Source organism: Vibrio sp. 1978 (assembly GCF_033344345.1).
The window spans coordinates 1-13,449 of sequence record NZ_JAWPOP010000037.1; the positions used below are offsets into that span (position 1 = coordinate 1).

At 46.1% G+C, this 13,449-nt stretch carries 11 protein-coding genes, 1 tRNA gene and 1 riboswitch; of the genes, 10 read left to right on the plus strand and 2 right to left on the minus strand.

The genetic code is table 11. From position 1 onward, the window contains the following. Positions 1 to 134 precede the first annotated feature (134 nt). The 9 genes from R8N49_RS22825 (at position 135) to thiH (ending at position 9,004) form a co-directional block, all read left to right on the plus strand. Positions 135 to 211, plus strand: a tRNA-Trp gene (locus tag R8N49_RS22825). A 244-nt stretch (positions 212 to 455) separates the two neighbouring features. Continuing rightward, on the plus strand, positions 456 to 1,838 hold the full coding sequence (locus R8N49_RS22830) for a multicopper oxidase family protein (RefSeq protein WP_132937344.1): 1,383 nt from the start codon (positions 456 to 458) through the stop codon (positions 1,836 to 1,838). A gap of 123 nt (positions 1,839 to 1,961) precedes the next feature. Beyond that, positions 1,962 to 2,345 (plus strand): fluoride efflux transporter CrcB, encoded by a 384-nt coding sequence (crcB, locus tag R8N49_RS22835; RefSeq protein ID WP_005378811.1) that lies wholly within the window; start codon positions 1,962 to 1,964, stop codon positions 2,343 to 2,345. A 60-nt stretch (positions 2,346 to 2,405) separates the two neighbouring features. After that, a riboswitch (TPP riboswitch) is annotated at positions 2,406 to 2,504 on the plus strand. Positions 2,505 to 2,667: 163 nt separating this feature from the next. Then, positions 2,668 to 4,608, plus strand: a complete 1,941-nt coding sequence (thiC, locus tag R8N49_RS22840; protein ID WP_005378810.1) for a phosphomethylpyrimidine synthase ThiC — start codon at positions 2,668 to 2,670, stop codon at positions 4,606 to 4,608. Beyond that, positions 4,608 to 6,023: a thiamine phosphate synthase gene (locus R8N49_RS22845; RefSeq protein WP_186584586.1), complete on the plus strand. Its 1,416-nt coding sequence runs from the start codon at positions 4,608 to 4,610 to the stop codon at positions 6,021 to 6,023. Before thiC ends, R8N49_RS22845 begins: the two co-directional genes overlap by 1 nt. Next, the gene (locus R8N49_RS22850; protein WP_017821777.1) at positions 6,010 to 6,783 is read left to right on the plus strand and encodes a HesA/MoeB/ThiF family protein; all 774 of its coding nucleotides are present in this window, start codon (positions 6,010 to 6,012) and stop codon (positions 6,781 to 6,783) included. The genes R8N49_RS22845 and R8N49_RS22850 overlap by 14 nt, the downstream gene beginning before the upstream one ends. 46 nt (positions 6,784 to 6,829) lie before the next feature. Beyond that, complete coding sequence (gene thiS, locus R8N49_RS22855; protein ID WP_017821778.1) at positions 6,830 to 7,084, plus strand: sulfur carrier protein ThiS; 255 nt, start codon at positions 6,830 to 6,832, stop codon at positions 7,082 to 7,084. 5 nt (positions 7,085 to 7,089) lie between these two features. Next, the gene (locus tag R8N49_RS22860) at positions 7,090 to 7,857 is read left to right on the plus strand and encodes a thiazole synthase (protein ID WP_005397059.1); all 768 of its coding nucleotides are present in this window, start codon (positions 7,090 to 7,092) and stop codon (positions 7,855 to 7,857) included. A 34-nt stretch (positions 7,858 to 7,891) separates the two neighbouring features. Beyond that, positions 7,892 to 9,004: a 2-iminoacetate synthase ThiH gene (gene thiH / locus R8N49_RS22865; protein WP_005386233.1), complete on the plus strand. Its 1,113-nt coding sequence runs from the start codon at positions 7,892 to 7,894 to the stop codon at positions 9,002 to 9,004. 136 nt (positions 9,005 to 9,140) lie between these two features. Here the strand turns inward: thiH and R8N49_RS22870 are convergent, their stop codons facing one another. Continuing rightward, the gene (locus R8N49_RS22870; RefSeq protein WP_132937341.1) at positions 9,141 to 10,931 is read right to left on the minus strand and encodes an aminopeptidase P family protein; all 1,791 of its coding nucleotides are present in this window, start codon (positions 10,929 to 10,931) and stop codon (positions 9,141 to 9,143) included. A gap of 203 nt (positions 10,932 to 11,134) precedes the next feature. Continuing rightward, a complete protein-coding gene (locus R8N49_RS22875) occupies positions 11,135 to 12,076 on the minus strand; it encodes a LysR family transcriptional regulator (RefSeq protein ID WP_005378791.1) in 942 nt (313 codons plus the stop codon). 107 nt (positions 12,077 to 12,183) lie between these two features. On the opposite strand from R8N49_RS22875, the gene R8N49_RS22880 reads away from it, so the two are divergent. Next, on the plus strand, positions 12,184 to 13,377 hold the full coding sequence (locus tag R8N49_RS22880) for a multidrug effflux MFS transporter (protein ID WP_005382927.1): 1,194 nt from the start codon (positions 12,184 to 12,186) through the stop codon (positions 13,375 to 13,377). The last annotated feature ends 72 nt before the right edge of the window (positions 13,378 to 13,449 follow it).

Below are 13,449 nucleotides of genomic sequence, written 5' to 3' on the forward strand. Positions count from 1 at the left end.
TGGTAGTTCAGTTGGTTAGAATACCGGCCTGTCACGCCGGGGGTCGCGGGTTCGAGTCCCGTCCACTCCGCCACTTAATATCGACAACCTCGCTTATGCGAGGTTTTGTCAAATCTAGAATATGAAAATTCTATAGGGGTGTAGCTCCAATTGGCAGAGCAGCGGATTCCAAATCCGCGTGTTGGGAGTTCGAATCTCTCCACCCCTGCCATATATCAGGCTCTGACTTAGGTCAGGGCCTTTTTTGTATCTGGTTTCTTCTCATTATTACAGCTTATTTCTACTCTTATCCCGTAAGTATGGCTTTCTGCTGTACTTTGGCAGCATTTAATCTACTGAACGAACGAAACTACAGTTAGCTGTAATGATCAGTGGCCCGAAATTTTAATAATAAAGGGGAATCACTATTTATATTTAGTTACACTCAACCGATCTGGATTAATGAGTAACTATGTATGGATATATCTCGTCGACGCTTTCTTCAATCATCCTTAGCAATCTCCGCGCTTACCGTTCTACCTGCATGTTCTCTATCTAGGAGCACTAATAAGCAGAGGCAATATATATACGATATCACTGCAGAGCCTTCTACTGCAGAATTTATCCCTGGGTTTAACACAGACGTACTCGCATTTAATGGTTCGATTCCAGCGCCTACGATTCGTTGTCGCCAAGGCGAGAAAGTTATAATTAGGTTTACTAACAAGCTTTCAGAGCCGACTACAATCCACTGGCATGGCTTGCGAATCCCTATTGAAATGGATGGTGTACCTTTCTTAAGCCAGCCGCCTATCATGCCGGGTGAAACATTCGCTTATGAATTTACACCGCCAGATGCAGGCACGTTTTGGTATCACCCCCACATGAATAGCGTTAAGCAACTTGGTATGGGCTTAGTTGGGCTAATTATCGTTGAAGAGGCTGAGCCTGTTCTATTTGATGAAGAACAGGAAATAGTTCTAAAGCATTGGCATTTAGACAAACAAGGTCAGTGGAAGAACCTTATGGTACCGCGCTTGAGCGCTCGTATGGGGACTCCCGGAGAGTGGAGTAGCGTCAATGGTGTGCATGAACCTGTTTATACGCTGAAGCAGAATGCTACCACGCGATTAAGAATTGCTAATGTCGATAACACCATTACTTACCCGATCGCTATTGAAGGTGCAGAGGCTTGGGTTATCGCTATTGATGGTAACCCTGTTAAAACGCCTTACAAGCTCACTCAGCATAAAATTGGTCCAGGAATGAGGTTAGATGTCGGATTGATTGCTCCAAAGGCTGGAAAACGTGTTTATGTGCGTCAAATGAAAGGACGCTTCCCATTCCCTTTGTGCGAGTTTGACGTTGTTGAGTCTGATCTGTCGAACAACCAGAAACTGCCTTTATTACCTCTCAACCCTGTGCCAGCTCTCGATTTGAAAAATGCAGAGCAAATCGATTATGTGTTTGAGTGGGAGGGGGCGATCACTCCTGCTGATAAATCGGGCAAAGCGATCCCCCAATTCTGGCTGATGAACAAACGGGCTTGGGAGGGAATGAGCAAAGATAATATTCCAGCGCCGCTTTCAACATTGGAGATGGGAAAAACCTATATCTTCAACCTAAAGAACGTCACCCAATATCATCATCCTATTCATCTTCATGGACACACATTTACGGTTCTTGAGTTAGATGGCAAAAAACTCGACGAACCGTTTCATACCGATACGGTCTTACTTGGAAAAAACGGCAGTGCGAAAGCGGCATTTGTTGCAGATAACCCAGGGCGTTGGATGTACCATTGTCATGTAATTGAACATATGAAGACGGGTTTGATGGGTTACATTGAAGTAAAGTGACTCCCGTAACTTTTAAAATCTTGATAAGTTTTAAGCGCTATACTTTGCTGAATTCTAAGATTGTATAATCACTATTGCCGTAAATTTGATTACAATGTCGCCATTAACTTTTCTGGGGGAATTATGGGACAACTATCCGTTTTGGGTTTTATTGCATTGGGTGGTGCATTTGGTGCATGTTCTCGTTACTTAATTTCTGAACTTTGTGTCATTTTATTGGGGCGTGGTTTTCCATATGGTACGTTAACCGTTAACGTTGTTGGCTCATTTATGATGGGCTTATTGATAGCAGCTTTCGATAATGAACTTTTGGCAACGGAACCTTGGCGACAAGTGATTGGCTTGGGTTTTTTAGGCGCACTAACGACGTTTTCCACCTTCTCGATGGATAATGTTTTGCTTATGCAGCAGGGCGCTTTCTTTAAGATGGGGTTGAACGTATTGTTGAATGTCGTGTTAAGTATTTCAGCTGCGTGGATAGGCTTTCAATTATTGATGCGCAGCTAGCAAAGTAGTTAAAAATTGAACAGGTCGGCTTGGTTTCACCAAGCCGTTTTTATATACTGACATCACTTGTCGGAGTGCCATAAGGCTGAGACCGTTAATTCGGGATCCGTTGAACCTGATCAGATTAGAATCTGCGAAGGGAACAAGAGAAGATATTCACACCGGAGTTCTTTCTGGTTGATCTATCAAAAGTCGAATGTTGTTACAGGCAAATATCGTAAGCTTTAACTAGCCTTAATTTGACTCCTCTTGTCGCATCTATCCGCCAAGCATTTTTATCCAATTACTTTTTATCTAGTATAACAAAGCAAGGAAAAATGCTATGTCGAGTCGCAAACAAGCGAGACTGGAAGCAAAACAGTTCATTGATACACTCTCGGTACAACCGTACCCCAATTCAAGCAAAGTCTACGTAGAAGGCTCACGTCCAGATATTCGTGTGCCAATGCGTGAAATATCACTCGCTGATAGCCTTATTGGAGGCACAAAAGAAGCGCCTATTTTCGAGCCTAATGAGCCAGTACGCGTTTACGATACCTCGGGTGTATACACAGATCCAGAGCACACCATAGACCTCTATAGCGGCTTACCTAAGCTGAGAGAAGGGTGGATTGAAGAGCGTGCCGATACTGAGCTACTTGATGAAGTAAGCTCGGTGTACACCAAAGAACGCTTAGAAGACGAAACACTAGACGATCTTCGTTACGGTAATCTACCACGTATTCGACGTGCCAAAGATGGCCATTGTGTGACCCAATTGCACTATGCTCGCAAAGGTATTATTACCCCAGAAATGGAATATATCGCGCTGCGTGAAAACATGGGGCGTGCCAAGTATCGCGATGAAGTGCTGAATCAACAGCATCCGGGTCAAAGCTTTGGTGCGAACCTACCAAAGGACATTACTGCAGAGTTTGTGCGTAAAGAAGTCGCCGAAGGTCGCGCTATTATCCCTTCTAATATCAACCACCCAGAATCCGAACCAATGATCATTGGGCGTAACTTTTTGGTCAAAGTGAACGCCAACATCGGTAACTCATCGGTCACTTCTTCGATTGAAGAAGAAGTAGAGAAACTAGTGTGGGCGACGCGCTGGGGTGGCGATACCGTTATGGATCTCTCTACTGGACGCAATATTCACGAAACTCGCGAGTGGATTCTACGTAACAGTCCGGTTCCGATCGGTACCGTGCCAATGTACCAAGCGCTTGAGAAAGTGAACGGTGTTGCGGAAAACCTTAACTGGGAAGTGATGCGCGATACCCTGATTGAGCAAGCAGAGCAGGGCGTTGACTACTTTACTATCCATGCCGGTTTACTACTTCGTTATGTGCCAATGACTGCAAAACGCGTTACTGGCATCGTCTCTCGTGGTGGTTCTATCATCGCGAAATGGTGTTTAGCGCATCACCAAGAAAGCTTCTTATATACCCACTTCCGAGAGATCTGTGAAATCTGTGCTAAGTATGATGTGGCACTTTCTCTCGGTGATGGTCTGCGTCCTGGCTCGGTGGCCGATGCTAACGACGAAGCGCAATTTGCAGAGCTTCGTACCCTTGGTGAGTTAACCAAGATAGCGTGGGAATACGACGTACAGGTGATTATCGAAGGTCCTGGTCATGTTCCAATGCACATGATCAAAGAGAACATGGAAGAACAGTTAGAGCACTGCCATGAAGCTCCTTTCTATACCCTTGGCCCATTGACGACAGACGTTGCTCCAGGTTACGACCATATTACTTCAGGTATTGGTGCTGCCATGATTGGCTGGTATGGCTGTGCGATGCTTTGCTACGTCACTCCTAAAGAGCATCTTGGTTTACCAAACAAAGAAGACGTGAAAGTAGGCATGATAACTTACAAGCTTGCTGCGCACGCCGCGGATTTGGCGAAGGGACATCCTGGTGCACAAGTTCGTGATAACGCGCTTTCTAAAGCTCGCTTCGAGTTCCGCTGGGAAGACCAATTCAACTTATCACTCGATCCAGATACCGCGCGCGCTTTCCATGACGAAACCTTGCCTCAAGAGTCTGGAAAAGTTGCTCACTTCTGTTCGATGTGCGGGCCAAAGTTCTGCTCGATGAAGATCTCGCAAGAGGTTCGAGAATATGCGAAAGACACAGAGCAAGTTGCTGCGGACCAAGCTATCTCAATCAAAATGCTGGATGACCCTCTTGAGGGGATGCGTCAGAAATCGCAAGAATTTAGAGAGTCAGGTTCTGAGCTATACCACCCAGCAGCACATGCCGAGGTGAGTGACTAATGAGCAAAATCCTTATTCCGTCATCGTTGATTGAACTGACAGGTTTAGTTCAGCAATGTTTGTTGTTGGCGAAAGAACAGGGTTTTTGCATTGAAGACATTGAGTTGGGTGTGAGCCCAACTCAATCTATTCAGCTTGTTCGCGGCCAACAGACCACACACATAACGACTGATCTCATTGATGATTATGACTCTGAGAATGAGAGTTCATTTGTGCTCTATTACCGCTCTGCTTTATCGGTAGAAGCGTGTGCTAAGCAACCGTCGAAAGCGATTCATATTGGCATTGCTGATACGCAGGTATCCGATGAAAAGGAGAAAGTGTTTCAGCTTGATATCTGGCGTCACCCAATTAACAACGAAGTGAGAGCGCTTTCCGTTAAGTCCAAATTCAACGCAATGTTCAATCCTGAACATCACCTTGCTTGGATAGTAACGCTGACAGTACTCGATTTTCCTATCGAAGATGCGTTAACACTTGCTCGAGGAATGCTAACTCAGCAAGCGAATGTTTCACGTGAAACACTGTTGAATGACAACCTTGATGAGGGAAGATCTACTCGGTGGGCTGACCAATTTGATGATTTCCCCACACCTGTACTGGAGGATAACCGACTAGGTATTCAAGTTGGTTGGTCTGCACAAGGCGAGAGCGTTAGCTTTCCAACTCTGACTAAGCAAAGTCTAGGGCTCTACCCAGTCGTTGATGACGTTGCTTGGATTGAGCGTTTACTGCCACTAGGCATCAACACTATTCAACTGCGAATCAAGGACCCACAACAAGCCGATTTAGAACAACAGATCATTCGAGCAATTGAGCTAGGTCGTCAGTATCAAGCACAAGTGTTCATCAATGACTATTGGCAGTTGGCAATCAAGCATGGCGCTTATGGTGTTCACCTAGGACAAGAAGACATAGAAGAATCGAATTTGGCTCAGCTAACTAAAGCCGGCATTCGTCTTGGTCTTTCTACTCATGGTTATTATGAGCTACTGCGCATCGTACAAATTCATCCTAGTTACATCGCGCTAGGGCATATTTTCCCAACCACCACAAAACAGATGCCATCGAAACCACAAGGTTTGGTGCGCTTGTCTCTTTATCAAAAGCTGATTGATAGCATTCCTTACGGAAACACAGAGTTGGTTTTCCGTCCCGCAAAAGACAAAGCAGGTAGTGACTATGTGCTTGGCTTTCCGACGGTCGCGATTGGTGGCATTGACCAATCTAATGCAGACCAAGTTTGGCGCACAGGCGTCTCTAGTTTGGCAGTTGTGCGTGCTATTACGTTGGCAGAATCACCTCAGTTCGTTATCGAGTTTTTTGCACAACTGATGAAGGAAAGACAGCTAACGTTTACTGATCAGAATAGTGAGTTGGCGCTTAGTAAGAGAGGCGAGCATGCTCACGGATAAGCAGTTCCTTCGCTATCAACGTCAAGTCGCTCTGCCAGAAATTGCCGAAGTTGGGCAAGAGCGTTTGAGCAAATCGCATGTGCTGATCATCGGTTGTGGTGGATTGGGGAGCGCAGCGAGTTTGTACTTGGCGTCAGCGGGCGTTGGTAAATTGGTTGTAGTCGATGACGATGAAGTTGATAGCAGTAACCTACAACGTCAGATCATTTATCGTGAACAAGACCTCCAAGTTGCGAAAACAAAAGCGACTGTAAAGCAACTTACTGAACTTAATACTATGGTTCAAATTCGTGCTATCAATAAGCGATTAGACAAAGCACAGCTTCAGCTTGAGGTGATGCTAGCGGATGTGGTGCTCGACTGCACCGATAACATGCCAACGCGTCAGCTAATTAACCAAGTTTGTTTCGAGCAAAATACGCCACTCATCTCAGCGGCGGCAATTGGTTGGCAAGGGCAATTTGCTGTCTTTGATTACCAAACACCAAGTGAACAAGAAGTGCAGAGTAAAGCCTGTTACCGCTGTTTGTATCCGTTTGACGAATTACCACAAAGTCAAAAATGCAGTGAGAGCGGTGTTGTCGGCCCGGTAGTGGGCACACTTGGTAACTACCAAGCGATAGCGGCAATTCAAAAACTGGCGACGGGAAAGTTTCATGTCGAGACTGCCAAGTTGCATCTGTTTGATGGGTTGAAACTGCAATGGCAAACCATGGCGATAAGCAAAGACAAACAGTGCCAAGTATGTGCTCAGATTTAGCTTACGAGTATACGAGTAATAGGCAGAATTAAGAGAGTTGGAAGCAATGACGTTATCAGAACAACAAACAACACAAATGACCGCTGCTGACTTAGATGTGATCACTATTGTCATCAATGACCAGTCACATCGAGTTGCCAGTGAGTCGAATCTACAGCAAATCATTAGTCAATTTGCGCTACCAGAAAAGGGCTGCGTTTTTGCAATTAATAACAATGTTGTGCCGCGCAGTGAGTGGGCTAGCACAGTTCTTTCACAGGGAGATAGTATCTCTTTGTTTCAAGCGATCGCAGGGGGTTAAAGTCGATGCTTAAAATTGGTGATAAACAATTCGAATCAAGACTGTTCACGGGAACCGGGAAGTTTGCCAACAGCCGATTAATGGCAGAAGCGATTCAAGTGTCGGGATCTCAACTTGCGACTATGGCGTTGAAGCGTGTGGATGTGAACGACCAACAAGACGATATTTTGCTGCCGTTAGTACAAGCGGGTGTGAACTTATTGCCAAACACATCAGGTGCAAAGAATGCTAAAGATGCTGTGTTTGCTGCACAACTGGCGCGAGAAGCGTTGGGTACTAACTGGCTAAAACTGGAAATTCATCCAGACCCGAAGTACTTGATGCCAGATCCAATTGAGACACTTGCAGCCGCTGAACAGCTGGTTCGTGAGGGTTTCATTGTCCTTCCTTATTGTCATGCTGACCCGGTTCTATGTAAACGATTGGAAGAAGTAGGCTGTGCTGCAGTCATGCCATTAGGTGCGCCGATCGGTTCGAACAAAGGGATAGTTTCTCACGATTTCCTAGAGATCATCATCGACCAAGCTAATGTTCCTGTCGTTGTTGATGCGGGTATTGGTGCTCCTTCACATGCCGCGCGTGCGATGGAAATGGGCGCGGATGCCGTGCTCGTCAATACAGCGATTGCAGCTTCGAGCGATCCCGTTGCGATGGCGAAGGCATTTAAGTTGGCGGTAGAGTCCGGGCGTATGGCTTATGAAGCTGGACTTGCCGGTAAGGTTTCTCATGCGGTTGCGTCGAGTCCACTGACGTCATTCCTAGATGAGCTTTAGTCCTAGATTGGTTTAGCTATTAAGCGAGGAAAACATGAGCTTCGTTGAACAATTTAAGCAGCTTAATTGGGATGACATCTCGATGTCGATCTACGCGAAAACGGCACAAGATGTCGAGCGAGCATTGAATAAACCCAAGCGTGATTTGGAAGACTTTAAAGCGCTAATTTCACCAGCGGCTGAAGCGTACTTAGAGCAAATGGCGCAGCTGTCATACTCGGCAACTCGCAAGCGTTTTGGTAATACCATGTCGCTTTACATTCCACTGTACCTTTCTAACTTGTGCGCCAATGCTTGTACTTATTGTGGCTTCTCTATGGAGAACAGAATCAAGCGTCGTACTTTGAATAGGGACGAAGTGGCTGCAGAAGTTGAAGCCATTAAACGCATGAAGTTTGATAGCGTATTGCTGGTGACTGGCGAGCACGAAACTAAAGTGGGTATGAAATACTTCCGCGAAATGGTGCCTATGATTAAGAAGCGCTTTAACTATTTGGCGATGGAAGTACAGCCACTTGATCAAGACGAATACGCTGAGCTCAAGACATTGGGTTTGGATGCGGTGATGGTCTATCAAGAAACGTATCATCCTTCGACTTACGCCGAGCACCATTTGCGTGGCAACAAGATGGATTTCGAATACCGATTGGATACACCCGATCGTCTTGCAAAGGCGGGCATTGATAAGATAGGTATTGGTGCTTTAATAGGATTGGAAGAGTGGCGAACAGATTGTTTTTATGTGGCAGCGCACTTGGACTATCTTGAGCGCACATATTGGCAGACTCGTTACTCAATTTCTTTCCCACGTTTACGTCCTTGTAAGGGCGCGCTCCAACCCAAATCAGTCATGACGGATAAACAGCTTGTGCAGTTGATCTGCGCTTATCGCCTGTTGAATCCAGAAGTGGAGTTGTCATTATCGACTCGTGAATCACCAAAGTTCAGAGACAATGCATTACCGTTAGGAATCACCAGTATGTCTGCTGCATCTAAAACTCAGCCGGGTGGTTATGCGATGGATGATGTTGAACTCGAGCAGTTTGAGATCAGTGATGAGCGAAGTGCGGGTTCTGTGGAAGATATGATTCGAGCCAAAGGCTTTGATCCTGTATGGCGAGATTGGCACTCGGCGTATTCTGGTTAATCAGCAAATAAAGACACTGGTCATCGTTATGTTTCACGTGAAACATAAGTAAAGAAAAGAGGGTTGATGCAAAACATCAACCCTCTACTTTTTTCTAGCTTCTAGCTTCTAGCTTCTAGCTTCTAGCTTCTAGCTTCTAGCTGTGTGCTACTGGTAGCGTTGCTTGACGAAGCCACTCTTTCACATCACCCTCAACAAGTGGGCTGATCTCATCCCATACCTTCTGATGGTAATCATTCAACCAAGCAAGCTCTGGACGAGTTAGCATATCAACATTGATGTTGCGCTTGTCGATTGGACAGCGTGTTAGCGACTCGAATGACAGAACAGGGAAGTCACCGTTAGTTGGGGTTTCAACAACAAGCTCTAGGTTCTCGATACGGATACCAAACGCATCCGCACGGTAGTAACCTGGCTCGTTGGACAGCACCATGCCTTCTGTTAGAGGCACGTCGATTTGCTTCTTCGAAATGCTTGCTGGACCTTCATGAACACTTAGGAAGTGACCAACACCGTGACCAGTACCGTGATCGTAATCGTAGCCCTCCGCCCACAGGTGCTGACGAGCTAGCGTATCGATTTGGTAACCACGTGTGCCTTTCGGGAAACGTGCACGTGCAACACCGATGTGGCCTTTTAGCGCGAGAGTGAATTGTTTAATCATCTCTTGTGAAGGCTGACCGATCGCGATGGTACGCGTGATGTCTGTCGTGCCATCTAGGTACTGACCGCCTGAATCCACTAGGTAAAGTGTGTTCAGTTCTAGCTTGCCAGGTTCAGGTTGGTTCTCGTGATTATAGTGACACATCGCCGCGTTGCCACCTGCTGCCGAGATAGTATCGAAGCTAAGATCCATAAGTGTCGGGTCTTCGCTGCGGAACGCTTCCAGTTTGTCTGCCAGCGTCGCTTCATCATGCAGGTTACCCGCAACGACTTCAGCATCTAACCAAGAAAGGAACTTACTCATCGCTACGCCATCACGGATATGACATGCTTTCATGCCTGCGATTTCAACAGCGTTCTTTGCTGCTTTTGGCATTAGGCATGGATCAGCTTTACTCACCACAGATGCGCCAGCGTTTTGTAGAACCAGCTTAAACCACGCGTTACTTGTCGCAGGGTCAACCAGTACATTCTTGCCAGTTAGGTTTTCTAGTCGTGCTTGCAATGCTTCTGGGTGATGAACCGTCACGCCGGCACCAACATGAGCGTCAAACTCAGCAGGTAGACGAGCAGGATCTAGGAAGTATTCCACGCTTGAGTCTGAGTGCAGAATCGCGTGAGAAAGAAGAACTGGTAGACGTGATACATCTAGACCACGAACGTTGAGCAACCAACAGATAGAATCAAGTGCTGTGATCACCGCGCTGTCTGCGCCGGCTTTTTTCACGAGCTCTGCGATTTCTTGGCGCTTACTTTCACTTGATTGACCAACCGCTTCTGTTGCCATTAGGCGAACGTCAGAAACCACAGGAGCAGGGCGGTCGTGCCACAGCTCATCAATTGGGTTGCTGTCGAGAATCTTAAGCTCAAGTGCGCCAGCAAGTTTTGCTTGTGCCATGTCTAGCCAAGCAGCGTTGTGCATGCGAGGGTCGATTGCCACAGACGCGCCATTTGCAAGATGGTCTTTAATCCAATCTAGTGCAGGCTCTTCAATCAAGTGACGGTATTCGAATAGATCAGCAGGAACCTGCTTTATTACTTGTACTGTGTAGCGACCATCAACAAAGATAGCGGCTTTGTCTTTGGTGATTACCGCAGCACCAGCAGAACCAGTAAAGCCAGTTAGCCAATGTAAACGCTCGTTGTGCGCTGGTACGTATTCGCCCAAGTACTCGTCTTCATGTGGGACAAGTAGGGCATCAATATTATGTTGTGCTAGCCATTCGCGAATTGCATTCACGCGGCTTTGGGTATCGTTGTGCATCTGTGTTATTCCTTCAAATTACCGCTCCTTCATGCTCAGGTGTGGGAGCTGTTTCCATCTGCTTCATGCAGTTTACGATTCCATTGAGGTTCGCAATCACTTCAATAGAGTCGGAGTACAACTAGGCCATAGATGAGCCAAAAAGGACTACGACAGTTAAGCTACTCATTTTAGCCGCTAAGCGCAAATTGAGTGCGGTGTTTTTATCTAAGGTGATCGGTTTTTTGTGTGATCATCGTACGTAGCCAGCCTAATGCAGGGTCGTTTTCTCTATCTCGGTGCCAGAATAAAGTGTAAGCCATAGGTGGGAATTCTAACGGTAGTGGCAGCACGACCAAATCAAGCTGTTTGGCCGCAAGTTGCACAAAATGACTTGGCGCAGTAAAGATAAAGTCGGTGTATGAACATAAACTTGCGGCACTGTTAAAGTCGGGCACAGTGACGGCAATATCGCGGTCGGCGCCAATATCTGCAAGGCGATAATCTAGCAACCAACGGTCGTTGCCATCACAACGCACCTGTACATGGCGTAGGGCGAGATAGGCTTCCAGATTCCAAGGTTGTTTTAGCGCAGGGTGGTTTTTGCGAATAATGCACATTTGGTAATCACGATAAATTTCCAACTCGCAAATGTCATCGGGTGGTTGAAGAGTCAGCTTGGCATCGTTTATATCGATATCTTTTCCAGTTAAGCCTAAATCCAGTTCGCCGCGTTGAAGCATTTTAAATGTATTATCCGACCACGGGTGTGTGCTAATTGTCACGCCAGGTGCTTGTTGAAAAATCGCCGGTAAGAAATGGGGTAGAATGAGAGGGTAGACACTCTCTACCGCTGCTATTTGAAAACGGTATTCACTGCTTTGCGGAGAAAACTCTTCGGGTTGAGTCAGCACTTCTAACTGATTTATCAACAGATCCAGTTTCGGTTTAAGAAACAATGCGCGCGGCGTAGGTGTTAATCCATGTGAGTTTCGAGTGAAAAGAGGGTCATCAAATTGAATGCGCAGTTTAGCCAGTGATTTACTTACGGCGGATTGGCTTAAGCACAATCGGTGGGCCGCACGAGTAACGTTTAACTCTTCAATCAGCACTTTAAAGCAGACCAATAGATTTAAATCGATACGAGCCAGTTTTTCGACGTTCACAGTGAATTTCCTCTGAGGAATAATGCTCATGATTATACATCATTTCCATTCATATCATCAGATGATTAAGCTTTACCCAAAGTTCTTTATCCAATTCGGAGTGTTGTGTGTCTAGCCAGTTTTCTAATAGTAAAAAACAGATGGCGTTATTGACCCTTTTGGTTCTTTTCAGTCCTTTAGCGATTGATATTTATCTACCTGCTTTACCTCTTATTGCTTCCACTTTTCAGGTCGATAATGCGCTAGCACAAGACACGATCACTTGGTTCTTATTTGCTATGGGTGTTGGTCAGCTATTCGCAGGTCCCCTAGCAGATAAACTCGGACGTCGAACTGTTGCATTGGGCGGTATCACCATTTACGCGATGAGCGCTTTATTGGCGTGGAGTGCTCAAAATATTGAGTGGATGTTGGTTTCCCGACTGCTACAAGGCTTAGGTGCGTGTGCGACATCGGTAGCAGCCTTTGCAACAGTTCGCGATATCTTTGGCCCGGAAAAAAGCGGCAAAATGATCAGCTACCTTAACGGTGCGATTTGTTTCATTCCGGCTTTAGCTCCAATTCTAGGTAGCTGGTTAACTCAGCAATTTGACTGGCGTGCTAACTTTAGCTTTATGGCGGGTTTTGCTGTGGTGTCTGGATCATTGATGTTTTTCATGATGAAAGAGACTAACCCGTCAACAGAAAAGCAAGCCGTGTTTAAGCTTAGTCGGTATTGGGCAGTGCTTAGCACACCATCTTTTGTTTTCCATGCGTCATTATGCTTGATGGCGATGGCGGTTATTCTTGCTTACGTTACCTCAGCACCGTCGGTATTGATGACGGGGATGGGGCTGTCGATGAATGAATTCACTTTCTGGTTTGGTGTAAATGCGGTGATAAACATTGCGGCATGTATGCTGGCGCCTAAGTTTATGGAGCGCGTTGGAACTCACAACACCTTGGTCACCGGGATCTCAACTCTGGGTCTCGCAGGTGTGATCATGCTAGTGATGAATGGTCAGAATACCGCGCTTTCTTTCATGTTACCTATCTTTATGTCTTCTGTAGGTTTTGCATTCATTCTGGGTGCAGCGGCAGGGAAAGCGTTAGAACCGTTTGGTGATAAGGCGGGCACGGCAGCTGCACTGCTTGGATTGTTCCAAATGAGTGGCTCTGGTTTGTTGGTGGGTACACTGCAACGCTTATCTCTGGATCCACAAACCTTGATCGCAATTCATATGTGGGTCCTATTACCTGCGTTGGTCGTTCTGTTTACAAAAGCAGGGAAGAACTGGCACTCGAGCTTTGCGAAAGCGTAAATCAGTGTAATTTAGTATTTTCCAATGTAAGTAAGGCGTGTATATTTGTCACTCAGACTTTTCCTGACACCA

What these genes read in the sequence shown, in the direction of transcription:
- R8N49_RS22860 (WP_005397059.1), top strand. Translation starts at nt 7,090, where the DNA reads ATGCTTAAAATTGGTGATAAACAATTCGAATCAAGACTGTTCACGGGA.
- thiC (WP_005378810.1), top strand. Translation starts at nt 2,668, where the DNA reads ATGTCGAGTCGCAAACAAGCGAGACTGGAAGCAAAACAGTTCATTGAT.
- crcB (WP_005378811.1), top strand. Translation starts at nt 1,962, where the DNA reads ATGGGACAACTATCCGTTTTGGGTTTTATTGCATTGGGTGGTGCATTT.
- R8N49_RS22830 (WP_132937344.1), top strand. Translation starts at nt 456, where the DNA reads ATGGATATATCTCGTCGACGCTTTCTTCAATCATCCTTAGCAATCTCC.
- R8N49_RS22845 (WP_186584586.1), top strand. Translation starts at nt 4,608, where the DNA reads ATGAGCAAAATCCTTATTCCGTCATCGTTGATTGAACTGACAGGTTTA.
- R8N49_RS22850 (WP_017821777.1), top strand. Translation starts at nt 6,010, where the DNA reads ATGCTCACGGATAAGCAGTTCCTTCGCTATCAACGTCAAGTCGCTCTG.
- thiH (WP_005386233.1), top strand. Translation starts at nt 7,892, where the DNA reads ATGAGCTTCGTTGAACAATTTAAGCAGCTTAATTGGGATGACATCTCG.
- thiS (WP_017821778.1), top strand. Translation starts at nt 6,830, where the DNA reads ATGACGTTATCAGAACAACAAACAACACAAATGACCGCTGCTGACTTA.
- R8N49_RS22870 (WP_132937341.1), bottom strand. Translation starts at nt 10,931, where the DNA reads ATGCACAACGATACCCAAAGCCGCGTGAATGCAATTCGCGAATGGCTA.